Genomic DNA, 15,401 nt, shown 5'->3' on the forward strand with positions numbered 1-15,401 from the left:
GGGGCGTAACAATGCGTGGAAATATCGTTTATGCGGCGATTGCCGCCATCGCAGGGATAGCGGCTGGCTACACAGGGTCAAGCGTCTCTTTGTTGTTTATCGTGCTTTACGCGATTTTCCTTTTTGTGCGAAAAAGGCGCCTCTTTCTTGTTTCGCTGATGACAATCTGCATTTTTTATATGTACATCGTTTATATAGACAGCCATAACGAAACGCAATTGTCTAGCCGCATGACTTTATTTTCCATCCGTTTTATCGCTCCAGTTACAATGGATGGGGATCAGCTAAAAGCGATGGTAGAAGTGGGGAAAAAAGAAAAGCTGCAGCTTATTTACTATATGAAATCGGTGCAGGAAAAACAACAGCTTTCTTCGCTTTTGGCTTCTGGAACGGTATGTACGGTGAAAGGAACGCTTGAGCGCCCAGCGTTGCCGCGAAATCCTAATGCTTTCGATTATCGCCGCTATTTGCGATTTCGCCACATTCATTGGATTCTTAAGCCTCAATCGATTTCCCCGCAACATTGCCGCCGCATGTCCCCGACGTTGTATGAAAGGCTGCTTTTGCTCCGCGAAAAAGGACTTCATGTGATTGAAACGCATTTTCCATCGGAAACGGTTGGAATTGTTCAAGCGCTTTTATATGGCGAGAGGACGGAATTAGACGAATCGCTGTTGGAAGGATACCAAAAACTTGGACTCATCCATTTGTTAGCAATTTCTGGGTTGCATGTAACTTTATTAGTCGGAGCGGCGTTTTCCATTTTGAATCGCTTTATTACAAAGGAAACGGCGACGCTCATTTTACTGATTTTTCTTCCAATTTATATTGTGCTGACGGGCGCTTCTCCTTCGGTTATTCGCGCGTCTTTTATGGCGATGCTTTTCTTGTATGCGAATTACCGGAAAATGACGTTATCACCGCTTGACGCATTAAGCGTGACGCTGATGGTTATGCTTTTATTTGATCCGTATATGTTATGGGATGTTGGGTTCCAGCTATCGTTTATCGTGTCATTTGCCCTCATTTTATCTTCGCCAATGATCATGTCGTATCATTCTGCCGTTTTTCGTCTCTTTTTCACAACCGCTATTGCCCAGTTGAGCGCTCTTCCGTTTCTTTTATACTATTTTTTTGAAGTTTCTTTATGGAGTCTTCCCCTTAATCTTATTTTCGTGCCGCTTTATTCTTTTATTATTTTGCCGCTTTCTGTTGCATCTCTTGTAGCGTATTATGCGCATCCACTTTTTTCCGTCCCGTTTATGTGGCTGCTGCAAAAAATGATTGTTATTTCCAGTGACATTGTCGCACTTTTCTCATCCAGCCATTCGCTGTCCCTCATTCTTGGCAAGCCTTCTTTCTTTTTCCTTGTCTGTTATGCCGTTGTGATTTTGGTTGCATTTGTGCAAATGGAACGAAAACGCTACTTTAGTTTAGGATGGGTCTTATTGGTGATTGTGCTTCATGCGTTTAGCCCATATATAGATCGTTACGGCGAGGTCGTTTTGCTTGATGTCGGGCAAGGGGATTGCATATATATTGAATTGCCTTACCGAAAAGGAGTATATCTGATCGATACGGGAGGAACGCTTCCGCGGCAGAGGAAGCCTTGGCAAGAAAGAAAGCGGGAATGGGATGTAGGAAAAGATGTGGTTGTTCCATTTTTAAAGTCAAAAGGAGTGCGATATATCGATAAACTGATTGCTACACATGGCGATGTCGATCATATTGGAGCGGCGGAAGAAATTATTCATCTCCTTTCTGTAAAGCAATTAGTCATCGGCAAAGGGAAGACGGAAAATTCTCTCCAAGAAAAGCTGGTTCAACTTGCCAAACAGAAAAATATTGAAGTAGCGCAAATATCAAGAGGGGATAGATGGACTGAGGGAGGAATTTCATTTTATGTCCTTCATCCGTTTTCGACGTATCGCGATGATAATAATAATTCGATTGTATTGTATGCAAAGCTAGGCGGATTATCCTGGCTGTTTACGGGGGATTTGGAGAAAGCGGGAGAAACGGAGCTAATCAGCGCTTTTCCGCAATTAAAAGTGGATGTGCTAAAAGTGGCCCATCATGGCAGCGACACTTCCACAGCAGAGTTATTTCTAGACAAAGCGCAGCCGAAAATTGCGCTTATTTCCGTTGGAGAACATAACCGCTACGGTCATCCTGCACCGAATGTGATCGAACGGCTAAGGAAAAGGAACGTAATTATTTTGCGGACAGACCGGCATGGCGCGATTCGTTTTATTTACGCGAAAAAGCAAGGAACCTTTTTTGTCATGCTGCCATAGCATATATTAAAAAAGAAAAGAGACTGCTTATGTAAGCAATCTCTTTCACGAACCGAAAAATTTAATTAATGTTGCGATAATAAACATCGTTGCAAAAAATCCGAACGAGACAATAAAGCCGACGGCAGAGTCAACCGCGTCATTTCGCTTGCTTTGTACATCTTTTTCAAATACGTTCATCGTTTTCCCCTCCTCGTGCAATCATTTTTTAGTATAGACGAAAAAGAAAAAAAAATCTATATCCCCCTTGTTCATTTCCTTCATTGACAACAGTTAACACAAATACTTTCTTGCGACCGGGAAAAGATAAAAAATGACCCGTTGACAAATAAGTCCCCGGAACTTATTTGTCAACGTTTATATAAAGGGGAATCGGTTTTCCCGCTAACCGGTTCCCTTGTAAAAATGAGAAAAACGTTGTATCTTTTCAACATAGAAAGATTGCAGAAGAATGGAGAAGAGAAATATGGTGGTTGACTTGTGGGGCAAAATAAAAAATCATCACCTTTCTCCCCTTTATTTATTATATGGAACGGAGTCGTTTTTATTAACGGAAACGTATGAACTTCTTATCCGCACGGTGTTAACCGAAGAAGAGCGGGAATTTAATGTATCGGTATACGATTGCGAAGAAACTCCGGTGCAAACAGCGCTAGAGGACGCAGAAACGTTTCCGTTTTTAGGAGAAAAACGGGTGATCGTGGTGAAAAATCCTTACTTTTTTACAGCGGAGAAAGAAAAAGAAATCACGCATGACTTAAAAAAGTTGGAATCGTACATAATGTCGCCTTCCCCTTTTTCGATTGTCGTTTTCGTTGGGGCGTATGAAAAACTAGATGAACGAAAAAAAATAACGAAATTAATGAAGGAACATGCGGAAGTTTTGGTTGCGACTCCGCTCTCCGAAAAAGAGCTACGCGAATGGATGATGGAAAGAGCTCAGCAAAGCGGCGCGACGATGGAGGAAAATGCGGTCGATGCTTTGCTGCAGCTGGCGGGAACGAATTTAATGACGCTCGCTAACGAACTGGACAAGCTCGCTTTGTTCGTTGGACGAGGCGGAATAATCCGTCAAGAAACTGTCGAAAAGCTCGTATCGCGTACGTTAGAGCAAAATGTGTTTGTGTTAGTGGAGAAAGTGACAAAACGACAAATCGATGAGGCGCTGCAAGTATTTTACGATTTGCTGGAAAATAATGAAGAGCCGCTGAAAATTTTAGCGCTGCTGGCCAATCAATTTCGCCTTTTATACCAAGTGAAATGGCTGGCAGCGAAAGGATACGGGCAGCAGCAAATTGCTTCCATCTTAAAAGTGCACCCATTTCGGATTAAACTTGCGATGGGGCAAGCGGCGCTGTTTTCTGAAGAAGAGCTTATGGCGGCCATCCGGCAAATTGCCGAAGCGGACTATGAAATGAAGAGCGGAGCGATGGATCGGCAGCTTATTATGGAGCTATTGTTGATGAAATGGAGCGGTAAAACGAAATGAAACAGTTTTTTATCAAGAAAAAGAAAACGACCTGCTGCCAGGTCGTTTTTATGATGCCATAATGCTGTTTAATTTTTTGGCTAAGCGGGATTTTTTGCGACTCGCCGTATTTTTATGAATAAGACCTTTCGTCACCGCTTTGTCTAATTTTTTAGTAGCGATGATGAACGCTTCTTGAGCTTTTTCAACATCTTTTAATTCAACAAACGCTTCGAATTTTTTGATCGCCGTGCGCATTGCCGATTTCATGGAAGCGTTGTGAGCGCGGCGTTTTTCACTTGTTTTTGCGCGTTTAATCGCAGACTTAATGTTTGCCATGGTTTCACCTCCGTCACTCTGCCATCTTTGTCCTTCTTGATTATTTCCACTGTTAGGAACATGCAAGAACAAGTGTTATTCTATCAAACGAGGTTAAATTATGCAAGAGTGTTCAAGCAAAAATACTTTACTGATGGCGGAATGTTATCACCAAGCGAATAAATTAAGAAAAAACGGTGACAATAGAAGAAAAATGATTCGTCTTATAGGGAGGAACGATATGAACCGCTCCATCGATTTAAGCGCATATTCCATACGAACCGACTTGGCGATCGAAGCGCACGAAATGGCGGTAGAGGAGCGCCTTCAGCAAAAAAAGGAAAGCTCTTCCCGCATTGAAGGGGTCATTATTCACGATCGCGAAATCGACGGGATTCAATTGTCATATGTAAAAGTAACGGAAAAAGGAGCAAAATCGATCGGCAAAAAACCAGGAAATTATTTAACCATTGAAGCACAAGGGATTCGTGAACATAATACGGAGTTGCAAAGAAAAGTGCAAGAGATATTTGCCAAAGAGTTCAGCGATTTTTTGCGACATTCGAACATCGGAAGAGAATCAAGCTGTCTTGTTGTAGGGTTAGGCAATGCGAACGTGACGCCGGATGCGTTAGGCCCGCTGACAGTGGAAAATTTGCTTGTTACGAGACATTTATTTCATCTTCAACCGGAAAACGTAGAAGAAGGATTTCGTCCAGTCAGTGCGATTGCTCCAGGTGTGATGGGGACGACGGGAATTGAAACAAGCGATATCATCCACGGAATCGTAGAAAAAATCAAGCCAGATTTTGTGGTCGTTATTGATGCATTGGCAGCGCGATCGATTGAACGAGTCAATGCAACGATTCAAATTTCCGATACGGGAATCCATCCCGGTTCAGGGGTGGGGAATAAGCGAAAAGAACTGAGCAAGGAAACGTTAGGAATCCCAGTTATTTCTATCGGTGTTCCGACTGTTGTCGATGCCGTGTCGATTACAAGCGATACGATTGATTTTATGTTAAAACATTTTGGAAGGGAAATGCGTGAAAACATGCGGCCGTCGAGTGCGCTTGCTCCAGCAGGATGGACGTTCGGAAAGAAAAAGAAATTCGCAGAAGAAGATATGCCATCAGCAAAACAACGTTCGACATTTCTCGGTATAATCGGGACGCTAGCAGAAGAGGAAAAACGCAAGCTGATTTACGAAGTGCTTGCCCCGCTCGGCCATAATTTAATGGTCACTCCGAAAGAAGTCGATATGTTTATCGAAGATATGGCAAATTTATTAGCGAGCGGTCTTAATGCCGCGTTGCACGAGCAGGTGGATCAACGTAATATCGGTTCTTACACTCATTAGTGAAAAAAGTTCTATCTTTTCCCGCTTGACCATACGTTAATTAGTAGACAAGCCGGGAAAGGGTGAGAACATGAAAAAGCAGCGTTCTTCGCGAATGATGGTGGCTGTGCAAGGCGCAAGTCTCAAAAAAGTGATTATTTTAGCGGTATTAGGTTGCATGATGATGTTTATGCTAGTGGGAGCCATTACTTCGTTAAAACCGGAGTACCGCATTTCGTCTTCTTCCGTCAGCAATATGACGAACCAATTTTCGCAAGAAACGTTTGTTCATTTATTTAGTTTTGAAAATCATTATTTTTCGCAACTGTTGCCCAAAGAGCGGCAAAAGCCGAATTATTCGGCATTGTTGTTTCGCATGGCCACAAGCATTAACCCGGACGACCCGCGCAGCCTGCTTGGCGGTGAACTTCCGGGATTTGCGCTATATGATAGTAAAATTATTGTTGCTGGGGAAGGAACGGATTATACAAACATGCCGTACGAATCTGCTCCGCCGCTTGAGGTAATGCTTGCAGAACGTCAAGCATCTTTAGAGAGTTTGGAAGAAGCGGATAAGAAGCACGAGGAAAAACAAGTTCCCCCGCCGACGCAAACGACGGGGGGAAGAAACGTCGTATATATTTACCATACGCATACACGTGAATCGTACTTGCCGGCTTTAAAAGGAGTTACTGATCCTGATTTGGCGTTCCATCGTACGGTGAATGTCACGAAAGTTGGGGAAAAGCTAGCGGAGGAAATGGAAAAACGGGGAATTGGCGCGGAAGTAAGTACGATTGACATTGAAGGGGAACTGAAGAAAAAAGGCATGAAATACTACCAAGCGTACGATATGTCACGAAAAACGGTGGTCGAAGCGATGAGCCGCAATCGCGATTTGCAATATTTCATCGATATTCACCGTGATTCAAGAAGACGAAAATATACGACCATCACGATTCATGGCGTGGATTATGCCCGCGTGGCGTTTATCATCGGCGGGGAAAACGCGAAGTATGAAAAAAATTTGCAGCTTGCCACGCAATTACACCATTTATTGCAAAAAAAATATCCAGGGCTTAGTCGGGGAGTGATTGAGAAAAAAGGGGCAGAAACGAACGGAAAGTTTAACCAAGATTTGTCGGAAAATGCGCTGTTAATTGAGTTCGGGGGAGTCGACAATACGTTTGAAGAGCTGTTTCGCTCTGCATCCGCTGTCGCTGATGTGTTCAGCGAATATTATTGGCAGGCGCAAAAAGTACAAGCGCCCGCACCGGCGGAAAAACGGTAAAGGAGCGGATGATTTTTGCTGAAATTTACTATTCAATTTTTTTTAGCAGTAATGATTCTTTTTTTCGGGGTGTTGCTCGGCATGCAGCAGGCAAATGAAGGCTTGCGGAAGATGAAAGGATTTGATGATCCAGCGTTTCCATCCGTCTTTCATATTTCAAAAGATCAAAACGGCGAAGTAGAAGCGTCCGTCTTCGGAAATAAAGTAATAGTGGAAGATGTACAAAAAAAGCAAGAAAAAATCGAAACGATGAGAACGTTTAATCTGTTTTCCGAACTTGGCAAACAGTTTGCCGAAGCGGTCAAATCGCTGACGGAGAAAATGCTTTTCCTTTTAGAAAAATGGTTAGGAAAATGAACTGGCATTTCTTATGGATGAATAGAAAAACTTTGCGCAAACATTGGCGAGCTATAGATAACATTCGCCGATGTTTTTATTTTTGCGGTTACGATGCACAACGCGGATGAACAAAGGATTAGGCAAACTTACCAAAAATGTTGAACCGCTTCACTTTTTATGAAAAACTATGTCATTGAATCTTGCTTGTTGTGTTGCTATAATCAAAGCTAGTGTAGTTACGGGAATAGTAGGAGTGAGAAAATGATGAATCGGGAAGAGAGATTAAAACGACGCGATCGGATTCGCAACTTTTCCATTATCGCTCATATCGATCATGGAAAATCGACGCTAGCAGACCGCATTTTAGAAAAAACGGGAGCGCTTTCCGAACGGGAAATGAGAGAACAAATGCTAGATTCGATGGAACTGGAACGGGAGCGCGGGATTACAATTAAGTTGAACGCCGTTCAGTTAAAGTATAAAGCGAAAAACGGCGAAGAATATATTTTTCATTTAATCGATACACCTGGGCACGTCGATTTTACGTACGAGGTGTCGCGAAGCCTTGCCGCTTGCGAAGGAGCGATTCTCGTTGTTGACGCGGCGCAAGGAATCGAAGCGCAGACGCTAGCAAACGTTTATTTAGCGCTTGATAATGACTTGGAAATTTTGCCAGTCATTAATAAAATTGACTTGCCAAGCGCCGATCCGGAGCGCGTTCGCCAAGAAATCGAAGAGGTCATCGGGCTTGACGCGTCGGAAGCGGTTCTCGCTTCTGCGAAGGTCGGCATCGGCATTGAAGAAATTTTAGAAAAAATCGTTGAGAAAATCCCGGCGCCGTCCGGCGATCCGGATGCGCCGCTAAAAGCGCTTATTTTTGACTCGCTGTACGATTCGTATCGCGGTGTGGTTGCTTATATTCGTGTAGTCGACGGAACGGTAAAGCCCGGGCAAAAAATTAAAATGATGTCGACAGGCAAAGAGTTTGAAGTAGTAGAAGTCGGCGTGTTTACACCGAAGCCAAAGCAAGTCGATGAATTAACAGTCGGCGATGTCGGCTATTTAACGGCGTCCATTAAAAACGTGAGCGACACGCGTGTCGGTGATACGATTACCGATGCAGAAAATCCGGCAACAGAGCCGCTGCCGGGATACCGCAAGCTAAACCCGATGGTATTTTGCGGCATGTATCCGATTGATACAGCGCGTTATAACGATTTGCGCGAGGCGCTGGAAAAATTGCAATTGAACGACGCCGCCTTGCACTTTGAACCGGAAACGTCGCAAGCGCTTGGGTTCGGTTTCCGGTGCGGCTTTTTAGGATTGCTGCATATGGAAATCATTCAAGAGCGCATTGAACGCGAATTTAACATTGATTTAATCACAACAGCGCCAAGCGTTGTATACAAAGTATATTTAACGGATGGCACAGAAGTCCAAGTCGACAATCCGTCCAACATGCCGGAACCGCAAAAAATCGACCATGTCGAGGAGCCGTATGTAAAAGCGACGATCATGGTGCCAAACGATTATGTCGGGCCGGTGATGGAACTGTGCCAAGGGAAACGCGGCAATTTCGTTGATATGCAATATTTAGACGAAAAGCGGGTAACATTGATTTACGAAATTCCGTTGTCAGAAATTGTATATGATTTCTTTGATACGCTAAAATCAAGCACAAAAGGGTACGCGTCATTTGACTACGAACTGATCGGCTATAAACCGTCGAATCTTGTGAAAATGGATATTTTGCTGAACGGCGAAAAAATTGATGCCCTTTCCTTCATCGTTCATCGCGATTCCGCTTATGAACGCGGCAAAGTGATTGTAGAAAAATTGAAAGATTTAATTCCGCGGCAACAGTTTGAAGTGCCTGTGCAAGCGGCGATCGGCAACAAGGTTATCGCCCGTTCGACGATTAAAGCGTTGCGGAAAAATGTCTTAGCGAAATGTTACGGCGGGGACGTATCGCGGAAACGCAAACTTTTAGAAAAACAAAAAGAAGGAAAGAAACGCATGAAGCAAATCGGTTCGGTGGAAGTGCCGCAAGAAGCGTTTATGGCGATCTTGAAAATCGATGACAATAAAAAGTAATTAGGATCATGCAAGGCTGTCTTTTTCACAGCCTTGTTTATTTTTCAGAAAGGATGTATACCGTGGCAAAATCAGCATATTTCCATATTCCGTTTTGCGCGCAAATATGTTATTACTGCGATTTTAATAAAGTGTTTTTTCACGGGCAGCCGGTCGATGAATATTTGCAAGCGATGGAAAGCGAAATGAAACGGACGATGGAAGCATTTCCGACCGACCGGCTTGATACGCTGTTTGTTGGCGGGGGAACGCCGACTGTTTTAGAAATGGAGCAGCTTGACTTTTTCCTGCAGAGCATTTATAAACATTTTCGCTTTTCTGTCGATGAAGTCGAATTTACATTCGAAGCAAACCCGAACGAACTTTCCAAAGAAAAACTGCAGTTATTAAAAGAAGCGGGGGTCAATCGCTTAAGTTTCGGCGTGCAAACGTTTAATGATTCATTATTAAAAGCGATCGGGAGGACTCATCGTTATGAAGACGTCATAAAAACGATTGCGTTAGCAAAAGAAGCCGGCTTTGAAAATATTAGCATTGATTTAATGTACGGGCTGCCGCAACAAACGTTAGCGCAGTTCCAAGCAGATTTAGAAATCGCCTTTTCTCTTGACATTCAACATATTTCTGCTTATTCGCTCATTATTGAACCAAAAACGGTTTTTTACAACTTAATGAGAAAAGGAAAATTGCTGCTGCCAAGCGAGGAAGAAGAAGCGCAAATGTATGAAGAAGCGATGCGGCAAATGGAAATGCACGAGTATCACCAATATGAAATAAGCAATTATGCCCGCCCCGGTTTTCAAAGCCGCCATAATTTAACGTATTGGAATAATGAAGAATATTATGGAATTGGTGCCGGCGCCCACAGCTATGTAGGCGGCGTCCGCCGCGCCAATGTCAGACCGATCAAAAAATATATTGCGAAAGTTCAAGAAACAGGTTTTCCGTATTTGGAAGCCCATCATGTAACAATATCGGAACAAATGGAAGAAGAGATGTTTTTAGGGCTAAGGAAAACGGAAGGAGTATCGAAGCGGCGCTTTCTCGAAAAGTTTGGGATGAGCATTCACGATGTGTTTGGGCGGGCAGTTGCTATGGAAAAACAAAAAGGGTTGCTTGAAGAAACGGAAACGCATATTCGCTTGACCCACCGCGGGAAACTGCTCGGCAACGAGGTGTTTCAAGCGTTTATCGGCGGAATCTAAACATTGACATTGGCATATGGATTTGATACTTTAATAATAGATTTAGCACTCGGGGTGTTTGAGTGCTAACAGAGGTGATAAGCGTGTTAACGGATCGCCAACTGCTTATTTTGCAAGTCATTATTGATGATTTTATTCGTTCAGGACAGCCTGTCGGTTCGCGGACGTTGTCAAAAAAACATGAAATTTCTTTGAGTTCGGCGACGATCCGCAATGAAATGGCTGATTTAGAAGAACTTGGATATATTGAAAAAACGCATGTTTCATCGGGCAGAGTACCGTCGGAAAAAGGCTATCGCTATTATGTCGACCATTTGTTGTCCCCGCAACGTTTGACGCAGGAAGATATTCAAAAAATCAAATCGATTTTTGCCGAACGAATTTATGAACTGGAGAAAGTGGTGCAAAAATCGGCGCAAATTTTGTCTGATTTAACGAATTATACGTCGATCGCCCTTGGGCCTGCCGTGAAAGACAATAAGCTGAAACGGATTCAAATTATTCCGCTGAATAAACAAACGGCTGTGGCGATTATCGTTACAGACACGGGTCATGTGGAGAACCACGTGATTACTGTTCCTGCTTCTGTAGACCCTTCTGACCTTGAAAAAATGGTCAATATTTTAAACGAACGGTTGATCGGCGTTCCGCTTATAGATTTAAAAGATAAAATTTATAAAGAAGTGGCGGACGTTTTGCGCATGCATATTCACAACTATGATAGCATGTTGAAAACCATTGCCGATACGCTGGACATCCCGCAAGAGGAAAAAATGTTTTTTGCCGGGAAAACGAATATGTTAAACCAGCCTGAATTTAGCGACATTCAAAAAGTCCGTTCACTAATGAGAATGATTGAGCAAGAAAAAGATTTTTACCGATTGTTGCGCAAACATAATCGAAAAGGAATTCAAGTAACGATCGGCCGAGAAAACCAGCTAAGCGGAATGGAAAACTGCAGCCTTATTACCGCTACGTATTCAATCGGCAAAGAGCAGCTCGGGACGATTGCTATCCTTGGGCCGACGCGAATGGAATATTCCCGCGTCATTACCATTTTAAACAGGGTCGCTTCCGATTTATCGACCGTATTAACCAAATGGTATCAAAATAACTAACATTGGTCATATTGGATAAATGGATGGATGTCTACAATCCATCCTTTCCTTGTGACTATTTATACATACATACATCGCTTTAAAGGGAGGTGAAACCGATGGAGAAAGAACGCGATGTAGCGCAAGAACAAGCTACATATGAACAAGAGCCGCCAAATGTGGAGCGGCAAGAGGAAATAAAGGAATATGAAGGAAACGAGCATCAGGAAAAAAACGCGTTAGAGGAGCAGGAAAAGACTCGGGAAGAAAACGAACGGCATGATGTGCAAGAAGATGGAATAGAGGAACAGGAAAAAACACAAGAAGAGCAAAACGAAGAATTAGCGGCGGCAAGCGCCAAAATTGCCGAATTGGAAGCGAAAATAAAAGAGATGGAAAACCGCTATCTTCGTTTGTACGCCGATTTTGAAAATTTCCGCCGCCGCACGCGACAAGAAATGGAAGCGGCCGAAAAGTACCGCGCCCAAAGCTTGGTTAGCGATCTTTTGCCCGCTTTGGACAACTTTGAACGCGCGTTAAAAATAAAGGCGGAAGACGAACAAGCCAAATCGATTTTGCAAGGAATGGAAATGGTGTACCGTTCCGTATTAGACGCGCTGAAAAAAGAAGGAGTCGAAGCGATCGAAGCGGTCGGCAAGCCGTTCGACCCTCATTTGCATCAAGCGGTGATGCAAGTGGAAGACAGCAACTATGAGCCGAACACGGTTGTCGAAGAGCTACAAAAAGGCTATAAGCTGAAAGATCGCGTCATTCGTCCAGCAATGGTCAAAGTGAGCCAATAACGCGTAATAGGAGGGTGATATTTATATGAGTAAAATTATCGGGATTGACTTAGGAACAACCAACTCATGCGTCGCTGTACTAGAGGGCGGCGAGCCAAAAGTAATTCCAAACCCGGAAGGAAGCCGGACAACTCCTTCTGTCGTGGCGTTTAAAAACGGTGAACGTTTAGTCGGGGAAGTCGCGAAACGTCAAGCAATCACAAACCCAAACACTGTAATTTCTATTAAACGCCATATGGGAACGGACTATAAAGTAGAAATCGAAGGAAAAAAATATACGCCGCAAGAAATTTCCGCGATTATTTTGCAATACTTAAAATCGTATGCGGAAGACTATTTAGGGGAGCCAGTGACGAGAGCGGTAATTACCGTTCCTGCTTACTTTAACGATGCGCAACGTCAAGCGACAAAAGACGCCGGACGTATCGCAGGTCTACAAGTAGAGCGCATTATTAACGAGCCGACAGCCGCTGCGCTTGCGTACGGATTGGATAAAGAAGAAGATCAAACGATCCTCGTTTATGACTTGGGAGGCGGTACGTTTGACGTATCGATTCTTGAGCTTGGCGACGGCGTGTTTGAAGTAAAAGCGACGGCTGGCGATAATCATCTTGGCGGGGACGACTTCGACCAAGTCATTATCGATTACTTAGTGGAACAATTCAAACAGGAACACGGCATCGATTTATCCAAAGACAAAATGGCGCTGCAACGGTTGAAAGACGCTGCGGAAAAAGCGAAAAAAGAACTTTCTGGCGTTACGCAAACGCAAATTTCGCTGCCGTTCATTAGCGCGAACGAAACAGGGCCGCTGCATATCGAAACAACATTAACAAGAGCAAAATTTGAAGAGCTGTCTGCCCATCTTGTTGAACGTACGATGGGACCGGTTCGCCAAGCGTTGCAAGATGCGGGATTGACTCCTGCCGATATCGACAAAGTGATCCTTGTCGGCGGTTCGACGCGCATTCCGGCTGTACAGGAAGCGATTAAACGCGAACTTGGAAAAGAGCCGCATAAAGGGGTCAACCCGGATGAAGTCGTAGCGATTGGTGCGGCGATCCAAGGCGGTGTGATCGCCGGCGAAGTGAAAGACGTCGTTCTGCTTGACGTCACTCCGCTGTCGCTTGGAATTGAAACAATGGGAGGCGTGTTCACGAAATTAATTGAACGCAACACGACGATTCCAACAAGCAAATCGCAAATTTTCACTACCGCAGCTGATAACCAAACAACGGTCGATATTCATGTACTGCAAGGCGAACGTCCGATGGCAGCCGATAACAAAACACTTGGCCGTTTCCAATTAACCGATATTCCGCCGGCACCGCGCGGCGTACCACAAATCGAGGTAACATTTGATATCGACGCCAATGGCATTGTCCATGTTCGCGCAAAAGATTTGGGGACAAACAAAGAGCAATCGATTACGATTAAATCGTCATCTGGTCTTTCCGAAGAAGAAATTCAGCGCATGATTAAAGAAGCGGAAGAAAACGCCGAAGCGGACAGAAAGCGGAAAGAAGCAGCAGAGCTTCGCAATGAAGCCGATCACTTAGTGTTCACAACCGAAAAAACGTTGAAAGAGGTAGAAGGAAAAGTAGACGAAGCGGAAGTGAAAAAAGCGCAAGAAGCAAAAGATGCGTTAAAAGCGGCACTTGAGAAAAACGACATCGATGACATTCGCAAAAAGAAAGAAGCACTTCAGGGAATCGTGCAGCAGCTTTCCATTAAGCTGTATGAACAAGCGGCAAAACAAGCGCAAGCTCAACAACAGACGGGAGCCGGCGACGCTGCGAAAAAAGACGATAATGTTGTCGATGCGGAATTCGAAGAAGTGAAAGACGACAACAAATAATAAAATTGAGGAAAAAGTCAAAGTCAGGCCTGTCTTGGCTTTGACTTTTTTGCTAATAAGGAGATGGCGGTTAAATTTATTGCAATCAAAAAGAAATAAATGATAAAATTACCCTTATGTGAGTGATCGGGAGTGGATGATTATTATGGCGAAACGAGATTATTATGAAATTCTCGGAGTAAGCAAAAATGCGACAAAAGAAGAAATTAAAAAAGCGTATCGGAAACTTTCGAAGAAGTATCATCCAGATATTAATAAAGAACCGGATGCGGCAGAAAAGTTCAAAGAAATTAAAGAAGCATACGAAGTACTAAGCGATGACCAAAAGCGGGCACATTACGATCAGTTTGGGCATGCGGATCCGAATCAAGGTTTCGGCGGGTTTCGCAGCGATGATTTCGACTTTGGCGGTTTCGGCGGTTTCGGCGGCTTCGATGATATTTTCAGCACCTTTTTTGGCGGCGGACGCCGGCGTGATCCAAATGCGCCAAGAGCTGGTGCCGATTTGCAATATACGATGACATTGACGTTTGAAGAGGCGGCATTCGGAAAAGAAACGGATATTGAAATCCCAAGGGAAGAAACATGCAACACGTGCCATGGCACGGGAGCAAAGCCAGGAACGAAAAAAGAAACATGTTCATACTGCCACGGAACAGGACAAATCAGCACGGAGCAATCGACACCGTTTGGTCGCATCGTCAATCGCCGCACATGTCCATATTGCGGCGGGACCGGGCAATACATTAAGGAAAGATGTACGACGTGTGGCGGCACTGGTCGCGTAAAACGGCGGAAAAAAATCCATGTGAAAATTCCGGCCGGAATCGATGATGGACAACAATTACGTGTCGCCGGCCAAGGAGAACCGGGCATTAACGGCGGCCCTCCGGGAGATTTATATATCGTCTTTCACGTAGAGCCGCATGAATTTTTCGAGCGCGACGGCGATGATATTTATTGCGAAATACCGCTTACGTTTGCGCAAGCAGCGCTTGGCGATGAAATCGAAGTCCCGACGCTTCATGGAAAAGTGAAACTGAAAATACCGGCAGGCACGCAAACGGGCACCAAATTCCGTTTAAAAGGAAAAGGAGTGCCGAATGTCCGCGGCTATGGCTATGGCGACCAACATGTGATTGTCCGCGTTGTCACGCCGACCAAACTGACGGAAAAGCAAAAGCAATTGTTACGCGAATTTGATCAATTAGGCGGTTCAAGCATGCATCAAGGACCACAAGGCCGCTTTTTTGAAAAAGTAAAAAAAGCGTTTAAAGGGGAATCATGAATTT

The 15,401-nt window shown here is 44.0% G+C and carries 13 protein-coding genes; 11 read left to right on the forward strand and 2 right to left on the reverse strand.

Annotated features, from left to right (window positions below):
• Positions 1-11 precede the first annotated feature (11 nt).
• Positions 12-2,297: a DNA internalization-related competence protein ComEC/Rec2 gene (locus MWM02_RS05315; protein WP_244403111.1), complete on the forward strand. Its 2,286-nt coding sequence runs from the start codon at positions 12-14 to the stop codon at positions 2,295-2,297.
• A gap of 45 nt (positions 2,298-2,342) precedes the next feature.
• On the opposite strand, the gene MWM02_RS05320 is transcribed toward MWM02_RS05315, so the two are convergent.
• Entirely contained in the window at positions 2,343-2,477 is a 135-nt protein-coding gene (locus MWM02_RS05320) for a YqzM family protein (RefSeq protein ID WP_017435613.1), read from the reverse strand.
• A 286-nt stretch (positions 2,478-2,763) separates the two neighbouring features.
• On the opposite strand from MWM02_RS05320, the gene holA reads away from it, so the two are divergent.
• A complete protein-coding gene (holA, locus tag MWM02_RS05325) occupies positions 2,764-3,786 on the forward strand; it encodes a DNA polymerase III subunit delta (protein ID WP_244403112.1) in 1,023 nt (340 codons plus the stop codon).
• 48 nt (positions 3,787-3,834) lie between these two features.
• On the opposite strand, the gene rpsT is transcribed toward holA, so the two are convergent.
• Positions 3,835-4,104, reverse strand: coding sequence for a 30S ribosomal protein S20 (gene rpsT / locus MWM02_RS05330; protein WP_064549772.1), 270 nt, complete (start codon positions 4,102-4,104; stop codon positions 3,835-3,837).
• Positions 4,105-4,324: 220 nt separating this feature from the next.
• Here rpsT and gpr point away from each other — a divergent pair, with 220 nt between their 5' ends.
• The 9 genes from gpr to dnaJ all read left to right on the forward strand — a co-directional run bounded on the left by gpr (position 4,325) and on the right by dnaJ (position 15,397).
• The gene (gpr, locus tag MWM02_RS05335; protein WP_244403114.1) at positions 4,325-5,443 is read left to right on the forward strand and encodes a GPR endopeptidase; all 1,119 of its coding nucleotides are present in this window, start codon (positions 4,325-4,327) and stop codon (positions 5,441-5,443) included.
• A 70-nt stretch (positions 5,444-5,513) separates the two neighbouring features.
• Complete coding sequence (gene spoIIP, locus MWM02_RS05340) at positions 5,514-6,713, forward strand: stage II sporulation protein P (protein ID WP_064549774.1); 1,200 nt, start codon at positions 5,514-5,516, stop codon at positions 6,711-6,713.
• 15 nt (positions 6,714-6,728) lie between these two features.
• A complete protein-coding gene (locus MWM02_RS05345) occupies positions 6,729-7,070 on the forward strand; it encodes a YqxA family protein (RefSeq protein WP_064549775.1) in 342 nt (113 codons plus the stop codon).
• A gap of 243 nt (positions 7,071-7,313) precedes the next feature.
• Complete coding sequence (lepA, locus tag MWM02_RS05350) at positions 7,314-9,146, forward strand: translation elongation factor 4 (protein WP_099458872.1); 1,833 nt, start codon at positions 7,314-7,316, stop codon at positions 9,144-9,146.
• A gap of 62 nt (positions 9,147-9,208) precedes the next feature.
• Complete coding sequence (gene hemW / locus MWM02_RS05355; RefSeq protein WP_064549776.1) at positions 9,209-10,351, forward strand: radical SAM family heme chaperone HemW; 1,143 nt, start codon at positions 9,209-9,211, stop codon at positions 10,349-10,351.
• Positions 10,352-10,434: 83 nt separating this feature from the next.
• Entirely contained in the window at positions 10,435-11,469 is a 1,035-nt protein-coding gene (hrcA, locus tag MWM02_RS05360; RefSeq protein ID WP_099458873.1) for a heat-inducible transcriptional repressor HrcA, read from the forward strand.
• 98 nt (positions 11,470-11,567) lie between these two features.
• Positions 11,568-12,251 (forward strand): nucleotide exchange factor GrpE, encoded by a 684-nt coding sequence (gene grpE / locus MWM02_RS05365; RefSeq protein WP_244403115.1) that lies wholly within the window; start codon positions 11,568-11,570, stop codon positions 12,249-12,251.
• A 25-nt stretch (positions 12,252-12,276) separates the two neighbouring features.
• The gene (dnaK, locus tag MWM02_RS05370) at positions 12,277-14,109 is read left to right on the forward strand and encodes a molecular chaperone DnaK (RefSeq protein WP_244403116.1); all 1,833 of its coding nucleotides are present in this window, start codon (positions 12,277-12,279) and stop codon (positions 14,107-14,109) included.
• A gap of 145 nt (positions 14,110-14,254) precedes the next feature.
• Positions 14,255-15,397 carry a molecular chaperone DnaJ gene (dnaJ, locus tag MWM02_RS05375; protein ID WP_244403117.1) on the forward strand — a complete coding sequence of 381 codons (1,143 nt, stop codon included), beginning with the start codon at positions 14,255-14,257 and terminating at the stop codon, positions 15,395-15,397.
• Positions 15,398-15,401: the final 4 nt, after the last annotated feature.

It is taken from the genome of Parageobacillus sp. KH3-4 (assembly GCF_022846435.1).
Taxonomy (GTDB): Bacteria; Bacillota; Bacilli; order Bacillales; family Anoxybacillaceae; genus Parageobacillus; species Parageobacillus thermoglucosidasius_A.

Bases quoted from the DNA above. Each gene is read 5' to 3' on its own strand.
- MWM02_RS05315 (WP_244403111.1), top strand. From the start codon at position 12: ATGCGTGGAAATATCGTTTATGCGGCGATTGCCGCCATCGCAGGGATA.
- MWM02_RS05320 (WP_017435613.1), bottom strand. From the start codon at position 2,477: ATGAACGTATTTGAAAAAGATGTACAAAGCAAGCGAAATGACGCGGTT.
- holA (WP_244403112.1), top strand. From the start codon at position 2,764: ATGGTGGTTGACTTGTGGGGCAAAATAAAAAATCATCACCTTTCTCCC.
- rpsT (WP_064549772.1), bottom strand. From the start codon at position 4,104: ATGGCAAACATTAAGTCTGCGATTAAACGCGCAAAAACAAGTGAAAAA.
- gpr (WP_244403114.1), top strand. From the start codon at position 4,325: ATGAACCGCTCCATCGATTTAAGCGCATATTCCATACGAACCGACTTG.
- spoIIP (WP_064549774.1), top strand. From the start codon at position 5,514: ATGAAAAAGCAGCGTTCTTCGCGAATGATGGTGGCTGTGCAAGGCGCA.
- lepA (WP_099458872.1), top strand. From the start codon at position 7,314: ATGATGAATCGGGAAGAGAGATTAAAACGACGCGATCGGATTCGCAAC.
- grpE (WP_244403115.1), top strand. From the start codon at position 11,568: ATGGAGAAAGAACGCGATGTAGCGCAAGAACAAGCTACATATGAACAA.
- dnaK (WP_244403116.1), top strand. From the start codon at position 12,277: ATGAGTAAAATTATCGGGATTGACTTAGGAACAACCAACTCATGCGTC.
- dnaJ (WP_244403117.1), top strand. From the start codon at position 14,255: ATGGCGAAACGAGATTATTATGAAATTCTCGGAGTAAGCAAAAATGCG.